12 protein-coding genes are annotated in these 17,294 nt (G+C 70.3%); 5 read left to right on the forward strand and 7 right to left on the reverse strand.

Features of this window, described 5'->3' with window-relative positions; genetic code table 11:
* Positions 1-71 precede the first annotated feature (71 nt).
* From GGD89_RS04490 to GGD89_RS04505, 4 genes are all read left to right on the forward strand, one after another.
* On the forward strand, positions 72-1,598 hold the full coding sequence (locus GGD89_RS04490) for a WecB/TagA/CpsF family glycosyltransferase (protein WP_184042916.1): 1,527 nt from the start codon (positions 72-74) through the stop codon (positions 1,596-1,598).
* A 30-nt stretch (positions 1,599-1,628) separates the two neighbouring features.
* On the forward strand, positions 1,629-2,948 hold the full coding sequence (locus GGD89_RS04495) for a sugar phosphate nucleotidyltransferase (RefSeq protein ID WP_184042917.1): 1,320 nt from the start codon (positions 1,629-1,631) through the stop codon (positions 2,946-2,948).
* Between the two features lie 92 nt (positions 2,949-3,040).
* Positions 3,041-3,469 carry a response regulator gene (locus tag GGD89_RS04500; RefSeq protein WP_184042918.1) on the forward strand — a complete coding sequence of 143 codons (429 nt, stop codon included), beginning with the start codon at positions 3,041-3,043 and terminating at the stop codon, positions 3,467-3,469.
* The gene (locus GGD89_RS04505; RefSeq protein ID WP_184042919.1) at positions 3,466-5,652 is read left to right on the forward strand and encodes an ATP-binding protein; all 2,187 of its coding nucleotides are present in this window, start codon (positions 3,466-3,468) and stop codon (positions 5,650-5,652) included. The genes GGD89_RS04500 and GGD89_RS04505 overlap by 4 nt, the downstream gene beginning before the upstream one ends.
* Before the next feature lie 12 nt (positions 5,653-5,664).
* Here the strand turns inward: GGD89_RS04505 and GGD89_RS04510 are convergent, their stop codons facing one another.
* The 5 genes from GGD89_RS04510 to GGD89_RS04530 form a co-directional block, all read right to left on the reverse strand.
* Positions 5,665-6,981 (reverse strand): O-antigen ligase family protein, encoded by a 1,317-nt coding sequence (locus GGD89_RS04510; protein ID WP_184042920.1) that lies wholly within the window; start codon positions 6,979-6,981, stop codon positions 5,665-5,667.
* Positions 6,978-8,495: a GumC family protein gene (locus tag GGD89_RS04515; RefSeq protein WP_184042921.1), complete on the reverse strand. Its 1,518-nt coding sequence runs from the start codon at positions 8,493-8,495 to the stop codon at positions 6,978-6,980. The genes GGD89_RS04510 and GGD89_RS04515 overlap by 4 nt, the downstream gene beginning before the upstream one ends.
* A gap of 147 nt (positions 8,496-8,642) precedes the next feature.
* On the reverse strand, positions 8,643-9,905 hold the full coding sequence (locus GGD89_RS04520; protein WP_184042922.1) for a polysaccharide biosynthesis/export family protein: 1,263 nt from the start codon (positions 9,903-9,905) through the stop codon (positions 8,643-8,645).
* A 40-nt stretch (positions 9,906-9,945) separates the two neighbouring features.
* Positions 9,946-10,311 carry an STAS domain-containing protein gene (locus tag GGD89_RS04525; protein ID WP_184042923.1) on the reverse strand — a complete coding sequence of 122 codons (366 nt, stop codon included), beginning with the start codon at positions 10,309-10,311 and terminating at the stop codon, positions 9,946-9,948.
* 355 nt (positions 10,312-10,666) lie between these two features.
* A complete protein-coding gene (locus GGD89_RS04530; protein WP_184042924.1) occupies positions 10,667-11,137 on the reverse strand; it encodes a hypothetical protein in 471 nt (156 codons plus the stop codon).
* A gap of 162 nt (positions 11,138-11,299) precedes the next feature.
* Here GGD89_RS04530 and GGD89_RS04535 point away from each other — a divergent pair, with 162 nt between their 5' ends.
* Positions 11,300-12,568 carry a PP2C family protein-serine/threonine phosphatase gene (locus GGD89_RS04535; RefSeq protein WP_184042925.1) on the forward strand — a complete coding sequence of 423 codons (1,269 nt, stop codon included), beginning with the start codon at positions 11,300-11,302 and terminating at the stop codon, positions 12,566-12,568.
* A 118-nt stretch (positions 12,569-12,686) separates the two neighbouring features.
* On the opposite strand, the gene scpA is transcribed toward GGD89_RS04535, so the two are convergent.
* Together scpA and GGD89_RS04545 are read right to left on the reverse strand one after the other, a co-directional pair.
* A complete protein-coding gene (scpA, locus tag GGD89_RS04540) occupies positions 12,687-14,882 on the reverse strand; it encodes a methylmalonyl-CoA mutase (RefSeq protein ID WP_184042926.1) in 2,196 nt (731 codons plus the stop codon).
* The gene (locus GGD89_RS04545; RefSeq protein WP_184042927.1) at positions 14,879-16,990 is read right to left on the reverse strand and encodes a methylmalonyl-CoA mutase family protein; all 2,112 of its coding nucleotides are present in this window, start codon (positions 16,988-16,990) and stop codon (positions 14,879-14,881) included. The genes scpA and GGD89_RS04545 overlap by 4 nt, the downstream gene beginning before the upstream one ends.
* Positions 16,991-17,294: the final 304 nt, after the last annotated feature.

Raw genomic sequence — 17,294 nt, forward strand, 5'->3', positions numbered from 1 at the left:
GAGCGGCCCGGTGGAAGCGTCATGCCTGTCCGCCGCCGCTCCGACGCAGGGAGCAGGGAAAGGACACCACCATGCCCACGCCAACGGCTGCCATCGGGACCGCGCACCAGCAGCCGGCCGTGTCTGGTCCGAGCGACGCCCCCCCGCCGCCCCGTTTCACGATTCTGGGGGTCGAGATCGATCGCTGCGGGTTTGACGAGGCCGTCGACTGGTGCGCCGCGATCGCCGACGGCCCCACGCAGAAAATCGCCGCCTTCGTCAACGCCGACTGCCTGAACATCGCCTCCGAGCAGCGGGACTACCGGCAGGCCCTGCCGGCGTTCGACCGGGTGTTCGCCGACGGCAGCGGCATTCGGCTCGCCTGCCGGCTGCTCGGCCAGCCGAGTCCGGACAACGTCAACGGAACCGACCTTCTGCATCCCCTGTGCGCCCGCCTGGCGCAGGGTGGCGTGCCGCTGTTCCTGCTGGGCGCCAAACCCGGCGTGGCCGACGCCGCCGCCGACGTCCTTCGCGACCGCCACCCGGGCCTGGACATCGTCGGCACGCAGCACGGCTTCTTTCATGAGATCGAGACCGAGACCATCCTCACGCGCATCAACCGGTCCGGCGCCAAGGTGCTGCTGGTGGCCATGGGCGCGCCGCGCCAGGAACTCTGGATCCGTCGCTACCGCGACCGGCTGGCGCCACGCCTGATCATGGGCGTGGGCGGCCTGCTCGACTTCACCGCCGGGCGGGTCTCTCGCGCCCCCGCGTGGGTGCGGCGCGCCGGTCTGGAGTGGACCTGGCGGCTGAAGGAGGAACCCGGCCGCATGTGGCGGCGCTATATCCTGGGCAATCCCTTGTTCGTGTCCCGCGTCTCCGGACAGCGGCGCGAGGAGGAGCGGGCCGCCAACCTGCCCGCCCGGCTGTCGGCGCGCTACGGGTCCGTGGCGGCGCTGATCCGCGACCGCTGGCGGGCCCGGCTGCGCATCACCCTGTGGCACGCCGGGGTGGCCTGCGGCCAGGGCGCCAAGCGCGGCCTGGACATCGCCGTGGCGGGCCTGCTGATCATCGCGCTGACCCCCCTTTGGCTGCTGCTGGCCCTGGCCATCCGGATCGACTCCCCGGGGCCGGTGCTGTTCAGCCAGATGCGGGTCGGGCGGCACGGCCGGCTGTTCCGCATGTGGAAGTTCCGCTCCATGTACCGGGACGCCGAGGCCCGCAAGGCGGCGCTGATGGCCCAGAACGAGATGGCCGGCGGCGTGCTGTTCAAGATGGCCCGCGATCCCCGGATCACGCGGGTGGGGCGGATCATCCGCAAGGCGTCCATCGACGAATTGCCGCAGCTCTGGAACGTGTTGATCGGCGACATGTCGCTGGTCGGGCCGCGCCCGCCGGTGCCCGCCGAGGTGGCGCAGTACAGCCTGCGCGACCGGCGCCGGCTGGACGGCGTTCCGGGGATCACCGGCCTCTGGCAGGTCTCCGGCCGCTCGTCCGTGCCGTTCCCGCAGCAGGTCGAGATGGACGTCAGCTACAACGACAGCCGGTCGTTCTGGATGGATGTCTGGTTGCTGATCCGCACCATTCCGGCCGTCCTGACCGGTCGAGGCGCGGTCTAGCATCCCCCGCGTCGGAAGGAGGCTCCCGACATGACCCACGCGGCCCCCGCGACGACTCACGAGACCCCCCAAGGCGCGGCGCAGGCCGCGACGGCCCCCGTGCCCAAGGTCCTGCTGCGCGCCGACCGGGACACGCCAGAACTGTCCCCGCTCAGCGACGACCGGCCCGCCGCCCTTCTGCCGGTGGCCGGCAAGCCGTTGCTGTTCCACGCCCTGGAAGACCTCGCGCTGTCCGGCATCCATGACGTCGTGGTCGCCGTCTCGCACTTCGGCACCCTGATCGAGGACGACCTGGGCGATGGCCGACGATGGGGGCTGACGCTGGCCTACCTGCCGACGGATGGCCGTGCCTCCGACGAGACGCTGCGCGCCCGCATCGATCCCCGGGCCAGCCACCCCTTCCTGGCGATCGACGCCCAGATCGTGCGCTCCCCGGTGGTGACCGCCTGCCTGGGCTGGCTGGCGGGCGACGCCGCGGAGACCGCTGGGCCGGGCGACACCGTCACCGTGACCACCGACGGCCGGACCGCGGGCATCACCGTGGTCCGGCCGGGCCGCCGGCCAGCCGACGGACCGCCGCCGTCACACCTGGCGCTGCCGGGAATGGCGCTTCCCGTGCGCACGCTGGCCGAGTATCACGCCGCCAACATGCGGGCGGTCGGCGGCGAAATCCCGGGCCTGTTCCTGGACGGGCGCGATGTCGTGAACACGGCGGAGGACCGCCTGATCGCCGAGGTGGGCAGCCGCGTGAAGGCGCGCCGGCTCCAGGACGGCAGCATGGCCCACGTGGGTCAGTACACGCTGGTCGACGGCCGCGCGTCGCTGGCGGGGCGGGTGGTCATCGGCGCCGAATGCATCATCGGTCCCGACACCGAAATCCGCGACAGCGTCATTCTGCCCCACACCCATATCGGCGCGGGTCTGCGGGTCGAGAACGCCATCATGAGCGGAACGCTGCTGATCCGCCCGGACCTGCATACCCATACGGTCATCGACGATCCCGGCTTGGCCGCCGACTTGCATCCGGCCTCCCGACGCCGCGACGCCTTCGCCGCGACACCGCTGAGCGAGCGCCTGCTGGCGCTGGCCCTGATGCCGGCGGGCCTGATGCGACGGCGGGCGCGCCACCGGGACCTATGGCGGGTCGTGCTGGGCAGGATGCGCCTGTTCGGCGTCCGGACCACCGACACGCCGGACCTGCCGCGCGGCGCCATCGCGCCGTCGGAACTGATGTTGCCCGAAACCGCCAGCCCGGAGGAATGCGTGCTGGCCGACCGCGTGGCGCTGCTGTCGCCGGGAGGGGCGCGATCCCTTCGCCTGCTGCTGCATGGCTGGCGGCACCTTCTGTAACGGCCTTGACCGGCGCACCCGACCGCCCTCCCTCCACGGAGACGCCCATCATGCCAAGCGAGTCCTGGCTTCGCCGCCGCCCGACCATCCTGGTGATCGACGACGACGTCGCGACGCGCCGTGTGCTTCAGCTATCCCTGAACCGGTCGCTGGCGGCCCAGATGCTGCTGGCCCATGACGCGACAACCGGGATCGCGCTCGCCGAGCGCAAGCGCCCGGACGTGATCCTGTTGGACTGGATGATGCCGGAGGTTGACGGGCTCGCCGCCCTCACCATCCTGAAAATGGGACCCACGACGCGCGCCGTGCCCGTGATCATGGTGACGAGCGTCAGCCGCATGGGCCAGATCGACGAAGCGCTGAGCGCCGGGGCCAGCGGGTATGTCTGCAAGCCTTTCGACTTCCATGTCCTGAAAACGACCGTGAACCGGGTGCTTGCCAAATCACGGCCGGCGGGCGCACGCGGTTGGGACCGGCTCGCGGCACTCGCCCAGCCGCTGGGCCTGGGATCGAACCGATGACCTGCCCGGTCTCCGCGCCGGGCTCCGGCGATGCACCGGCGGAGGCCGCCCGCGCCTCGGCGCCGCCCGGTGAGCACTGTCCGTTTTCCCCATCGGCGCACACCTCCGGGGCCGACCCGCCACGCCGCTGTGAACAGCAGATGCGCGCGGCCATCGACGCCGCCCTGGATTGCATCATCGCGGTGGACGCCGAAGGGCGGATCGTCGATTTCAATCCCGCCGCCGAGGAGACATTCGGCTACCGGCGGGACGAGGTGCTCGGCCGGATCATGAGCGGGCTGATCATCCCGCCGGCGCTTCGCGCCGCGCACGATGCCGGCATGGAGCGGTTGCGGCGGACGGGGGTGTCCCGGGTGGTGGGACAGCGCCTCGACCTGGAGGCGATGCGGGCGAATGGCGAGGTGTTCCCCTGCGAACTGGCGATCTCGGCCACCGACACCCAGACCGACCCGGTCTACGTCGCCTATCTGCGGGACATCAGCGACCGCGTGGAATCGGAACAGGCCCTGAAGGAGGCGCTGGCCCGGGCCGAGGAGGCGAGCCGCGTCAAATCCCGCTTCCTGGCCATGATGAGCCACGAGATCCGCACCCCCCTGAACGGGGTGCTTGGCGTTTTGGGCCTTTTGGAGGACAGCCCGCTCACGCCGGAGCAGTACCACTGGGTTCGCACCGGCGTGGACTCGGCGACCGGCCTCCTGGACATCATCAACGATATCCTCGATTTCTCGAAGATCGAGGCCGGACAGATGCGGCTGGAGGCCGAGGACTTCAGCCTGGTGACCCTGATCGATGGCGCGCTCGACCTGATGCGGCCCCGCACCATCGGCAAGGACATCACCCTGGTCCGCGACATGTCGGCGGCGCTGCCCGGGGCCATGACCGGGGATGCCGGCCGTCTGCGCCAGATTCTGCTGAATCTGCTGTCCAACGCGCTCAAGTTCACGGAAACCGGCGTCATCACCGTCACCGCCGCGCCGCTGGCGGACGCGCCGTCGGACGAGTCCTGGGTCCGCCTCACGGTGTCGGACACCGGACGCGGCATTCCCCAGGACCGGCAATCGGAGCTGTTCCAGGAATTCGTCTGCCTGGACACGGGGCTCGACCGCACCACCGGCGGGACGGGCCTCGGGCTGGTGATCTGCCGCCGGCTGGCCGAGATGATGGGGGGCCGGATCCACTTCGAAAGCGAACACGGCAGCGGCTCGCGCTTCCATGTGGATCTTCCCCTTCCCGCGGCCCAGGCGATGCCGATGGATGGGGCCCGGACCGCCACCGGGACCGCCACCCTGGCGCCTCCCGACACAGCCACCGGGGCGGCGGCGGCCGCCGCCGCCGAACGGCGGGGCAAGCCCATCCGCATCCTGCTCGCCGAGGACAACCAGACCAACGCGATGGTCGCCAAGGCGATGATCGGCAAGGCCGGCTATCGGATCGACACCGTCGCCAACGGCGCGGAAGCGGTGCAGGCGGCGCGGACCCTGCCCTACGACCTGATTCTCATGGATGTCTCGATGCCCGTGATGGACGGCCTGGAGGCCACCCGCCGCATTCGGGACCTGCCCGGCCGCAAGGCCCGGATTCCCATCGTCGCCATGACCGCCCACGCCATGCGCGACGAGCGCGAGGCGTTCTGGCAGGCGGGCATGAACGACTGCCTGCCCAAGCCCACGACACGGGACCACGTGCTGGGCGTGATCCGCCAGTGGACCAGCCTTCGGAGCTGGGACCAGCTTCACGAGGACACGCCGACGGACGCGCCGGCAACGGCGGAGCACGCCGCCGCCCCGGCCGCGCCCTACGACGACACCCCGGCGCTCGACGTTCAGGTTCTGGCCCGCCTGGCCCAGGAGACCGGCACCGACCTCCTGCCGCATCTGACCGAGGTGTTCGCCGACAACGTCCTGACGCTGACCCATGGCCTGATCGACGCCATCACGGCGTCGGACGCCACCGCCCTGGAGCGCGTCGCCCACTCCCTGGCCAGTTCGGCGGGCACCTTCGGCGCCATGACCCTGCACCGCCAGGCCCGCCACGTGGAAACGCTGTGCATGGAGGGCGACACGTCCACCGCCTTCCAGGCGGCGACGCAGATTCAGGAAGAAAGCGAGCGCCTGTTGACGGAACTGCCGCAGGCCGTCGCCGCGATTCAGGCCGACGACGTCGCGGCCACCGGAACGGCGTGAGCCGGGCGCCGCTCAGGCGTGCTCGGCCTGGACACCGGGCACCCGGGCGCTCCGCCAGCGGCGCGCCGGCCGCAAACCCGCGCCGACCAGGATCAGGCCGGGCCAGATCAGGTAGGCCAGGATCTCCAGGTTCTCGCCGAAGGAATAGAAGACCATCATCAGCGCCACGGAAAGCCCGGGTCGCGCCTCCGGGGTTCTCTGGGCGACCACGATCAGATGGCCCAGGGTCCAGACCAGGGGAATGAGCAGGGCCAGGAAGCCGACGATGCCCTTGACGAACAGCAGGCCGTACCAGCTGTGATGCGAGCCGATGGGCATGTACTCCACCAGGTGCGGCCCCCGTTCGACGACACCATGCCCCCAGATGGGCGCCTCGGACCGCCACCGCTGCCAGGCGATCCGCGCCAGGGCCTCGCGCACCCGCGTGGAATCGGCGCGAGCGCCCCGGAACTCGTTGACCGCGTCCTCGGCGATAATGAGCAGCGTGGTCGCGATCAGGCCGCCCAGGGTGCTCGCCAGCGCCCCCAGGGCGAGGATCGCGGGGTTCAGCAGTCGGCTCAACCCCCAGGTGGCCAGCGGAATCAGCATCAGCGCCAGCAGCGCCATGCGCGACTTGCTCAGAACGGCGATGATGACGGCGCCGGCCAGTCCGGCCGCCTTCCAGGACGGCGTCTTCTCGGCCAGGGCGCACACCAGCATGATGGACGACATGAACCCCGCCGCCGGCGCCCAGGGGGTGAAGAACTGCCAGCGTGGAGAGCCGTTGGACGGATCGATGAGATAGAGCTGGACGGCAAAGAACTCCGGTCCAGGCCCCCCCACCGCCTTCAGCGGCGAGACGTAAAGAACCTCCGGCAGCCGGACCACCCAGGCCGCGACCAGGACCGGCGTCAGCAGCAGCGTATGCAGTCCCACCACGCACATCGCCCGGTGAATGGTGGACGGGCGGATGTCGCTGACGACGCCCACCAGGATGAAGATGGCGATCAGCGCCCAGCCCTTGGCCCAGCCGATGGATGACTTGATCAACTTGCCCATGCCGAGATCGAACGACAGGTGGCCGCCGATCAGGGCCACCTCCATGGTGATCATGCCGATCACCCACAGCCAGACGGCGATGGGCAGGGCGGCCATGCGGGCCTTGGGCACGGGATCGTGGGTCAGGTACAGGCGCGCCAGGAACAGGCCGAACAACAGCCAGCCGAGCACCGGCCCCACCACGTACAAGGCGCCGAAGGCATAGAAGCCATAGGTCCAGACGATGGTGCGCTGAACAATGCGGTCCTCAAGACCCTGAGAGGACGGAACCGGGGCCGGGTCCGCCGTCATGAGGGCTCGGCCCGAAGCAGCTTGTGCAGGATGGGCTGGCGGATCCACAGCACCAGCAGGCAGGTCATCAGGAACAGGGAACCGAGCACGGCCCCCGCCACCGCCAGCGTCTTGCGGGGGGCCGAGGGATTCTCGGGCAGGGTCGGTTCTTCCAGCACCTGCACCAGGGGATACGCCTTGAACGCGTCGGCCTTGCCGCTGTCGACGCGGGCCAGGGCGGAGGCGAAGACGGCCTCGGACACCTGGAGGTCCCGCAACAGGTCCTCCAGGCGGGCGGCATCGTCGGTGCGCCGCGTGACCTCGGCGGCCAGCGCGGCGATGCGGTCGGACAGCGCCTGTTCGCCGCTGGCCAGACCGTTGGCCTCGACGGTGAGGGAGACCAGCTCGCGCAGCAACACCGTGCGGTCGGCGCCGCTGGTGAGGCTGACGAGGCGATCCAGGTCGGTGATCGGGCGCCCCAGAAGAACCTCGGCCCGGGCCTTCATGTCATCGCGAGCGGCCGCGCGCCGCGCGCGCTCGGCCCGCACCATGGCGTGATTGGGACCCCATTTGGTGGCGTGCCCGGCCAGCGACGCGCTGGCCTCCGCATGGACCTCGCGCAGGGCCTGGAAAGCCGGGTCGGACGTCAACGAGAAGGCATCGATCGCCACCTGAGGGGCGACGCCCAGTTGCTCGGCCAGGGCTTCGGCCTTGCGCTCCAGCCGGACACGCTCCGTCCGGGTTTCCCCCAGGTCGACGCGGAGATTGGCAAGCTGCGTGACACTGGCCGTGAACTGGTCGGGCGAGATCAGCCCGGTCCGGGTCTGGAACGCCAGGATGCCGGCGCGTGCCCGCCGGACACCCGCCTCGAACCCGGCCATCGACCGCCGATACCCCGCCTCCCGCTTTTGGGATTCGTCGGTCCGCAGCGAATCAAGCTGGATCTGGAACGCCGTCAGGACGGCGCCAAGCCGTCGCTGGGCTTCCTCCGGCGTGCCCGCGTCGATGCTCGCGTGAATAAGCTGCGTCTGGTCCACCAGCTTCACGCGCGGCTTTCCCAGGGTCTTGTGCGACAGGTCCAGCGTTTCGGCCGCCGCCAGCAGGACCACCTGGCTGGTCAGGATCTCCTTGTAGTTCACGGTGGGGCTGATGCTAGTTCCCGCGAAAGGGGACGGCGCGTTGGAACTCGCCTGCCCGATGCTCTCCAGGTTGACCGACGTGCCCACGCCGGCCCCGGGCAGGATCAGGCTGAAGTGGCTGCGCCAACTGGGCGGCGTCAGCACGATGTAGGCGGTCGTCAGGCCCCAGATCACCGCGATGCCGAGCACGCCGATCAGCAGATAGCGGCGCCCGCGTCCCGTCGCGCCCCCGGACCACAACAGAATGCCACGAAGCGCCACCAGCAACTCCGTGCCGGGCAGCGCGGCGCTCTTGTCCCGGGCCGGCCGCGCGTCGGGGTCGTCCGTCTCGGGCGACGTGACCTCGTCTCGCGTCCGCAGAGACTCGACCGGGCTGTGGGGCGGATGAGCATTCATCGCGTGTGTTCCGCAAAACCGACGGCGGACCGTGACTGACGCTGACCGGCGGCGTGGACGGCCTGCGGTCCCCCGCATCCGGACCGCCACCCGCTCGTGGGTGTGGCGGCGTCCGGGCCGCTCCGCCATCCGGACCGGCCCCTCCCCTCATCGGGCCAGAAGCCCCGCCAACGCCAGCGGCGACAGCACGTCGACAAAGCCCTTGGCGATGTCGCGGAGGGTGGTGACATCACTATCGTAACATGCGAGCGCGTCTCCGGGCAGCAGCACAGGGTTGAACGTGTCCCGATCGGTATCGCGCACAAGGGTCTCGATGGGGCGCTGGATCACCTCGCTGCGCTGGGTGACGGGGTTGGTGGAGATCAGCACGGCGTGGCGCGACGCATTGGTCGCCGGGATTCCGCCGACGCAGTTCGCCGCGACCAGGGCCTGCAGGAAGCGCGTGCCATAGGGCAGGTTGGACTGATCCTTGCCGATGGCGGACTGCGCGTTGCTGGAGGCCGGCTCAGTCAGGTTGGACATGTAGACCCGGATGCCCGGCGTGGTGACGGCGCTCGGTCGCGCCAGATCGGGCTGGAAGCATCCCTTCTCCGGGACGTGGACCGTGTCGCCGTCGGTCAGCGCGATATCGGCGCCGGCCGCGCCGGATGTCCCCGTCATCAGTCCGCGCAGGTCCAGGGTCCAGGCGCGGGGGCCGCGCCGCAGTTCGACGCGGCTCAGGTCGGCGTCCGGACGCACCCCGGCCGCCGCGCGCAAGGCCGCCGACACCCGCCGCCCCCCCGAGGCATCGCCGGAGATCACGGTGTCCTGGCCCGCCAGGTCCTCCGGCGCGCGCGCGTTGATCTCCACCGTGCCGGGCTGGAACACGGCCCCCGAGACGTTCACGCGGGCCGGACCACGGGCGGTGATCGTCAGCGTGGGCTGGGCGAACGCCCGGCGGAACAGGCCCTTGTCCACCAGCGCCTTGGCGAGGGCCGCGTTCACCTCGGCGAGCGGACGGCCGGCCGCCGGAATGGCCCCGACAAGCGGCACCGTCAACGCGCCGTCCAGCCCGATGACGTAGAGCCCCTCCAGGTCCTCCCCCTCGGGCAGGGACAGCCGCACCCGATCGCCGCTGGACAGCGGCAAGGCCGCCCCTCCGCCCGGCGGGGCGCGGGGGACGACCCCAAGAGGGGCATCGGCACCACCGGGTCCCGGCGCGGCCTCCGCGCAGGCCATGGCGGCCCGCTCCCAGCGCGACACGAAGGCTTCACGCGCGGTGGTGCCCGGCGGCGGCGGGGTGAGACGCTCCGGCATGTAAACCGCGCTGTCCGGCCCGGTTCCGTAGTAGGCCGACTCACCCGTGCACCCCGCCGTCAGAAGCAGGCCGACGAGACCGAGGACGACACGCCGGCGCCGGGGCAGACGCATGACCAGGCTCCTCCTCGCGTCGTGGCCGCACCCGGGACTGTCATCCGTCCCGCTCCGCTTCCAGGGCGGCGCGAGCCTCGTCGACCCCCAGGTAGATGGTGAACAGCTCGTTGAGGCGCGTCAGGTTGAGAAGGGCCCGGATGGGCGCCTGCGGCGTTGTCAGGACGAACGGAATGCCCTGTTCGGTCGCGCTGTTGTAGGTCGAGACCAAGACGCTGAGACCACTGGAGTCCATGAAGGTTGTGCCGGACAAGTCGACGATCAGGCCACCGCCATGCGCGCCAAGAGCCTCCATGAGGTCGCGACGGACGTCCGCCGTATTGTTCATCACGACTCTGTCCGGCACGGTGGCGACACCGATCGGCGCGGACGCGGCGGCACTGGAGCCGGAAGCTGGTGACGACATCGGCGTTCTCCTAGCTCGGTTTCACAGTCGATCAGAAGGCGCCCTTGATGCTATGCGGAACGCGACCAATCCGGTAGCAATCAAAAAGAACCCAGAGCATTTTTTACGGTGATAGGTGGATTTTCCGCCCGCGCCTGGGCCCGCGCCTGGGAAGGATCCCGGGCCCGGAAACGTCTCCAGGCGGAGACGAGCCTCTCCAGAACATCCTAAAATAGAGGATTCTTTCGTATTTTTCTACTATATAGGGTTGTCGTGACGGACCGGCCTTGGACGGCGGGCGCCATCCCGTCGTGGCCCGCCGGCCGACTCCCATGAACGGCAGTATACTTGGGGTGGCCGGCCCGCGTCTCATCGCTCATCGCCAGAAATCGGGATCGAACACATCGGTCGCGTGGAAACCCGGGATCAGGTCCACACCCGCGAGGCTCTTCAGACCATAAAGGGCCAAGGCCCCGGTGATCATGACGACCGCCACGATACCGCCGAACAACGAGGCGAAGGCGGCGCCACCCAGGGCGTGTTCGCCGGCCTTGCGCCGGTTCCGCTCCACGGCCGCCACGGACAGCCGCCGGTCCCGGCCGGCCAGCACCACCACATAGAACCGTCGGAAGTACACCGGAATCACGAAGCGAATGTCGATGGGATGTCGGCGCGACGGCGATCCGGTGCGGGACAGAACGAGCTTCAGGGCGCGGGCCTGCTCGGCATCGAACGGCGTCTTGGACTCGGCCACGAGATCCCGCCAGACCCTGTCGATCAGCGGATCGACGTCATCGTCGGGCGGCATCACCCCGTGCGCGGGCGAGCCTGAGGGGACAGCGGCCATGAAGACCTCCCTGTGCCGAAGGGTTGGCGAGTCCGCGCCTTTTAGATTAATCGAACTGCGATGCGTGCAAAATACGTGCTGACGACCGGCACGGGCGCGCCCACATCCGGTACCATGGCGACTCGGCATGACCCGCCGCCTGACCTAGGGGACCCCGTATCCATGACGCAGGACAACGCCCTTCCCTCGGCGCCCACGACAGCCGTGGGACTCGGCCAGCCTCCGGCCGCCGGGACACCGCCGGACCCCGCGCCGGAAACCGTTCTGGTCGTCGATGACGATCCCGCCATTCGCCTGTATCTGACGGCGTTGCTGACCCGCTGGGGCCTGCGCGTCGAGTCCGTCGACAATGGCGAGGCCGCCCTGGCGCGCCTGGCGAGCGGCGATATCGACCTGTGCCTGGTCGACTGGATCATGCCCGGCATGGACGGCACGGAGATGCTGCGGCGCGTGCGCCTCGATGAAGGCCCGGTTCGCGTCTACATGATCATGGTCACCGGGCGAGGCGGCGCCGAACACATCGCCGACGGACTGGCCGCCGGGGCCGACGACTATGTCAGCAAGCCCGTCGCCCCCAAGGAACTGCGACACCGGGTGGAAGCCGGTCTGCGCCTGGTGCGCGCGAACAAGGCGCTCGCGGATCGCAATCGTGTCCTGGAGGAAACCAACGCCAGCCTGGATGCCGCCGGCACCCGCATGCGCCAGGACCTGGAGGCCGCCCGCGCGATCGTGGCCGCCCTGTTGCCCAAGCCCGCCGGCACGGTGGGGGGCATGCGCTACGCCACCCTGTGGCGGCCGTTCAACCATGTCGGCGGCGACCTGATCGGGGTCCGGCCGCTGAACAGCCGGCAGACGGCGTTGTACTGCATCGACGTCGTGGGGCACGGCGTCACGGCGGCCCTGCATGCCACCCAGGTCCATCAGGCCATCACCCTGGCCGTGATCGGGCACGAGCAGGACGTGGGGCGCGTCGCGCGGGACCCGGCCAGCATCGTCGCCGACCTGAACCGCCATTTCCTGGACCGATCCGACGGCTCGCTGAACGTCGCCATGACCTATGGCGTCTTCGACGCCGAGGACGGAACCGTCGCCCTGTGTGTCGCCGGCAATCCCGTACCCCTGCTGCGGGGCCGCGATGGCGACGTGCGGCCCGCCGGCCGCCCGGGGTTTCCGGTGGGCATGCTGCCGATGGCCACGTACGAGACGGAGGTCGTGCCGATCTCACCCGGCGAGACGCTGGTGATTCATACCGACGGCCTCAGTGATCACCTGGGCGGCGGCGACGGCGTGGTCGCGGTGCTGGGACAGCCCGTCGCCGATACGGGCCTGCCCCTTCCCGATCCGATCATGCAGGGTATCCGGGCACGGTGCGAAACGGTCGCGGACGACCAGCACGACGACCTGTCGGCCCTGCTGCTGACGCCGTGCTGACGCCGTCGCCCCGACCGGCGTGACCGCCCGATCAGATGCCCCCTTGGCCCCGGCGCCGGGGAGGGGGGAGACATCACCTCCCTCCCACAGCGCGCGGGTCTGGCGCCCGGCCGTGTCCTCACGCGGCCTTGGTCTTGTATCCCAAGGCCGCGTTCAGCTTAGCCATGAGGTCGATGGCCGCATCGGGGATCGAGGTCCCGGGCGGGAAGATGGCCTTGGCACCGGCCTCCGTCAGGGCATCGAAGTCCTGCGGCGGGATCACGCCACCGACCACGATCAGGATGTCCTCTCGGCCTTCCTTGTCCAGCGCGGCGCGCAGCTCCGGCACCAGGGTCAGGTGGCCGGCGGCCAGCGACGAGGCACCGACGATGTGCACGTCGTTCTCGACCGCCTGGCGAGCGGCCTCGGCCGGGGTCTGGAACAACGGCCCGATGTCCACGTCGAAGCCCAGGTCGGCGAACGCGGTGGCGATCACCTTCTGGCCGCGATCGTGGCCGTCCTGGCCCATCTTGGCGATGAGGATACGCGGGCGGCGGCCGTCGTTGGCCTCGAACGCCTCGACCATGCCCTTGACCCGGTTGACCACATCGGACACGGCGGCGACCTCCCTGCCATAGACCCCGGAGATGGCGCGAATGTCGGCCTTGTGGCGCCCGTAGACCTTTTCCAGGGCGTCGGAGATCTCGCCGACGCTGGCCTTGGCGCGGGCAGCCGTCACGGCGAGTTCGAGGAGGTTGCCCTCGCCGGTTTCGGCGGCCTTGGTCAGGGCCTCCAGATGCGGACGCAGGGCCTCGTCATCACGCTCGGCGCGCAGGCGTTCCAGCTTCTCGACCTGCTCTCGACGCACGGCGGCGTTTTCCACCTTCAGGACCTCGATGTTGTCCTTGCCGGTGGCGCGGTACTTGTTGACGCCCACCACGGTCTGCATGCCGCTGTCGATGCGCGCCTGGGTGCGGGCAGCCGCCTCCTCGATGCGCATCTTGGGGATGCCGGCCTCGATGGCCTTGGCCATGCCGCCCTGGGCCTCCACCTCCTCGATATGCGCCCAGGCCTTGCGGGCCAGATCGGCGGTCAGGCGCTCCACATAGTAGCTGCCGCCCCAGGGATCGATGACGCGGTTGGTGCCGGCCTCCTCCTGAATGAACAACTGGGTCTGGCGGGCGATGCGCGCCGAGAAGTCGGTGGGCAGGGCCAGCGCCTCGTCGAGCGCGTTGGTGTGCAGCGACTGGGTATGTCCCTGGGTGGCGGCCATGGCCTCGACGCAGGTGCGGGCCACGTTGTTGAACACGTCCTGGGCGGTCAGCGACCAGCCCGAGGTCTGGCAGTGGGTGCGCAGCGACAGGGACTTGGTGCTCTTCGGCTCGAACTGGTGGATCAGCTTGGCCCACAGCAGGCGAGCGGCGCGCATCTTGGCCACTTCCATGAAGAAGTTCATGCCGATGGCCCAGAAGAACGACAGCCGGGGCGCGAAGGCGTCGATGGTCAGCCCGGCATCCAGGCCGGCGCGCGCGTACTGCACGCCGTCGGCCAGGGTATAGGCCATCTCCAGGTCGGCGGTGGCGCCGGCCTCCTGCATGTGATAGCCGGAAATGGAGATGGAGTTGTACTTGGGCATCTTCTGGGACGTGAAGGCGAAGATGTCCGAAATGATGCGCATCGATGGGAGCGGCGGGTAGATGTAGGTGTTGCGGACCATGAACTCCTTGAGGATGTCGTTCTGAATGGTCCCGGCCAGTTTGTCCGGCGTCACCCCCTGTTCCTCGGCGGCGACGATGTACAGCGCCAGCACCGGCAGCACGGCGCCGTTCATGGTCATCGACACGCTCATCTTGTCGAGCGGGATGCCGTCGAACAGTTGGCGCATGTCCAGGATGGAGTCGATGGCCACGCCGGCCATGCCGACATCGCCGGCCACGCGCGGGTGGTCGCTGTCATAGCCCCGGTGGGTGGCCAGGTCGAAGGCCACGGACAGGCCCTTCTGCCCGGCCGCCAGGTTGCGGCGATAGAAGGCGTTGGAGTCCTTGGCCGTCGAGAAGCCGGCGTACTGGCGGATGGTCCAGGGCCGCTGCACGTACATGGTGGGATAGGGGCCCCGCAGGTACGGCGGCTTGCCGGGCACCGTGTCCAGGAAGTCCAGGCCGTCCACATCGTCCGCCGTGTACAGCGGCTTGACGCCGATCTTCTCGGGCGTCTCCCACAGCAGGTGATCCAGGTGCAGGCCGGCCTCGGCGTCGGCGGCGGCGCGCCAGGCGGACGCATCCCCCTCGGCGCGGGGCTTGAGGGCGAGGGAAGAGAAGTCGGGAATCGCGCTCATCGGCTGGTCACTCCCAGATCAGCGTGCAGGCCGCGCAGCGTCCCCAGCACGTCGCACCCCATGTAGATGAACCGGTCGATGCCGGCGGCGGTATAGGCGTCCTGCTTGTCCCCGGGGCGGCCGGCCAGCAGCACGACCCGGCATCCCGCGGCCTTCAGCGCACGGGCGGTGGCCTCGGCAAGGTCGTCGTAGACCTTGTCGGAGGAGCACAGGACGGCGGCCCCGGCGCCGCTGTCCTTGAAGGCGGCGGCGCAGGCGTCGGCGTCGCGGAAGCCCTCGTTGGTCAGGCTCTCGATGCCGCCGGCGGCGAACAGGTTGGCGGCATAGGTGGCCCGTGCGGTGTGATGGGCGATGGGACCCAGGTTGGCCAGGAACACGCGCGGCCGCGCGCCGGTGGCGGTCAGATGGGCATCGGCGGCGTCGCGCAGGGCCTCGAAGTCCTCCGCCAGGCTGTGCGGCGGCAGCGGGGCGACCGTGGTTCCCGTGCCGTCGGTCGTGGCCTGGGCCAGGGCGCCCAGGGTGGCCCCCTTGATGGCCGCCGTGGCCAGATCGGCCGGGGTGGCGGTGGCGCCGAGGGCGCCCGGATCGGCCGTGGCCGACGCCCGCGTCGTCGCCAGCCGCGTCCCGGCCGCCGCGCGCAGCGCCGACAGATCCAGGGCGGCCAGTTCCGGGGCCTGCTCGTCCAGCTTGGCGAACTCGGACACGCCGGTGATCGGCGCCTTGCGCTTGGCGATGTCCTTGCGGCGCGCCTCCCGCACCTCGGCGATCTGCTCGGCGATGCGTCCCGACTCCAGGGCGCGGGCCATGCCGCCGTCGGCCTCAATGGCCTGGAACAGGGTCCAGGCGGCGCCGGCCAGATCCTCGGTCAGGTGCTCCAGCGCCCAGGAGCCGCCGGCCGGGTCGATCACCCGGTTGAGCTGGCTTTCTTCCTGCAGGATGAGCTGGGTGTTGCGGGCGATGCGGCGCGAGAACCGGGTGGGCAGGCCAAGCGCTGCGTCATGGGGCGGCACGGTGATGCCATCGGCGCCCCCGACGGCGGCCGAGAAGCAACTGATGGTGCCGCGCAGCAGGTTGACCCAGGGATCGCGGCGGGTCAGCACCCGCGTCGCGGTCACCGCGTGGATGCGGGCGGCCCGGGCCGGTTCGCCGACCCCGCAGGCCTCGGTGATGCGCGCCCACATCAGGCGCGCGGCGCGCAGCTTGGCGATGGACAGGAGCTGGTCGGTGCCCAGCGAAACGGTAAAGGCGATCTGCCGGCTGGCATCGTCCAGCGACAGGCCGCCGGCCTCCAGGGCGCGCAGGTAGGCGACGCCGGTCGCCATCGCGCAGGCCAGATCCTGGGCCTCGCTGGCGCCGGCGTTGTAGTAGGGCGCGGTGTCCACGCCCACCGCCGTCACCGCGCCCTTGGGGAAGGTGGTCGCGGCGTTGCGGGCGATGGCCGCCATGCGGCCCAGCGTCGTGTCCAGGTCGGCGGGCAGGCGCCCGGCCGTCGCCAGGGTGCCCAGCGGATCAATGTTGAAGGCGCCCCTGGCCTGCTCTTCCTTCACGCCACGCTGGCACCACAGGGCCACGGTCATGGCGGCGAGGGTCGGCGCCTGGGCGCCGGCGTCGAAGGCCAGCGGCACGCTGGTCAGGTCCACGCCAGACAGCAGCGCGTCCATCTCGGCCACCGACGACAGCGACAGCCCGCCCTCGCCGAACAGGTCGGCGGCGGCCGGATCGTCGGCGTCCAGGCCGGCGCGACCGGCGGCGTCCAGACGCAACAGCAACGAGGTGACGCCGTTGTCCAGGTCATCGTCCATGGCCGCCTGGGTGGCCGCCACATCCGGGTTGGCGTGCGGCTGGCGGATGTCCCAGCCGCTCATGGCCTGCGCCAGCGGTCGACCGCCCCGCGTGAAGGGCATGGCCCCGGGCATGCCGGACGGATCACCCTCCGCCGGCCAGTGCTCGCGCGTGTACAGCGGCTGAATGGCGATGCCATCCAGGGTGCGAGCCACCAGCTTCTTGTCAAAGGGCGCGCCGTCCAGCGCCTTCTCCACCAGGGCCAGCCAGTCGGCGTGCGAAGCGGGTGGGAAGTCGCCGGCCAGCGGCAGCGAGGCGTCCGTCATCGAGGTCTGACCCTTCCTTGGATGCGCGTGGGAGGGGCCGATGAGGGGGCCTCATCGGCCTCGCTCCGGCCACGGACTGACCACGGGATCATTCCGGGTGACCCGTGGTCCTGAGAGTTGATCGCCATCTTATCAAAGGAGCGCGGGCGCGTGAAAGCCCCCGCGATCACGGGCGCGCCCGGGTTTACGGCTCCCGCGTGGGCCATCGCGCGACGCACCGGACTCCGTGCGCCGGATCCCCCGCTCACAAGATCGTTGCGAGGTCGGCGCGAAATTGCAAGGCCCGACGGGACGGAATACCGAG

This window comes from Roseospira visakhapatnamensis, from assembly GCF_014197915.1.
GTDB classification, from domain to species: domain Bacteria; phylum Pseudomonadota; class Alphaproteobacteria; order Rhodospirillales; family Rhodospirillaceae; genus Rhodospira; species Rhodospira visakhapatnamensis.

Excerpts from the sequence above, each read along its gene's own strand:
- GGD89_RS04490 (WP_184042916.1), top strand. The coding sequence starts at position 72 with ATGCCCACGCCAACGGCTGCCATCGGGACCGCGCACCAGCAGCCGGCC.
- GGD89_RS04495 (WP_184042917.1), top strand. The coding sequence starts at position 1,629 with ATGACCCACGCGGCCCCCGCGACGACTCACGAGACCCCCCAAGGCGCG.
- GGD89_RS04505 (WP_184042919.1), top strand. The coding sequence starts at position 3,466 with ATGACCTGCCCGGTCTCCGCGCCGGGCTCCGGCGATGCACCGGCGGAG.
- GGD89_RS04510 (WP_184042920.1), bottom strand. The coding sequence starts at position 6,981 with ATGACGGCGGACCCGGCCCCGGTTCCGTCCTCTCAGGGTCTTGAGGAC.
- GGD89_RS04515 (WP_184042921.1), bottom strand. The coding sequence starts at position 8,495 with ATGAATGCTCATCCGCCCCACAGCCCGGTCGAGTCTCTGCGGACGCGA.
- GGD89_RS04520 (WP_184042922.1), bottom strand. The coding sequence starts at position 9,905 with ATGCGTCTGCCCCGGCGCCGGCGTGTCGTCCTCGGTCTCGTCGGCCTG.
- GGD89_RS04525 (WP_184042923.1), bottom strand. The coding sequence starts at position 10,311 with ATGTCGTCACCAGCTTCCGGCTCCAGTGCCGCCGCGTCCGCGCCGATC.
- GGD89_RS04530 (WP_184042924.1), bottom strand. The coding sequence starts at position 11,137 with ATGGCCGCTGTCCCCTCAGGCTCGCCCGCGCACGGGGTGATGCCGCCC.
- GGD89_RS04535 (WP_184042925.1), top strand. The coding sequence starts at position 11,300 with ATGACGCAGGACAACGCCCTTCCCTCGGCGCCCACGACAGCCGTGGGA.
- scpA (WP_184042926.1), bottom strand. The coding sequence starts at position 14,882 with ATGAGCGCGATTCCCGACTTCTCTTCCCTCGCCCTCAAGCCCCGCGCC.
- GGD89_RS04545 (WP_184042927.1), bottom strand. The coding sequence starts at position 16,990 with ATGACGGACGCCTCGCTGCCGCTGGCCGGCGACTTCCCACCCGCTTCG.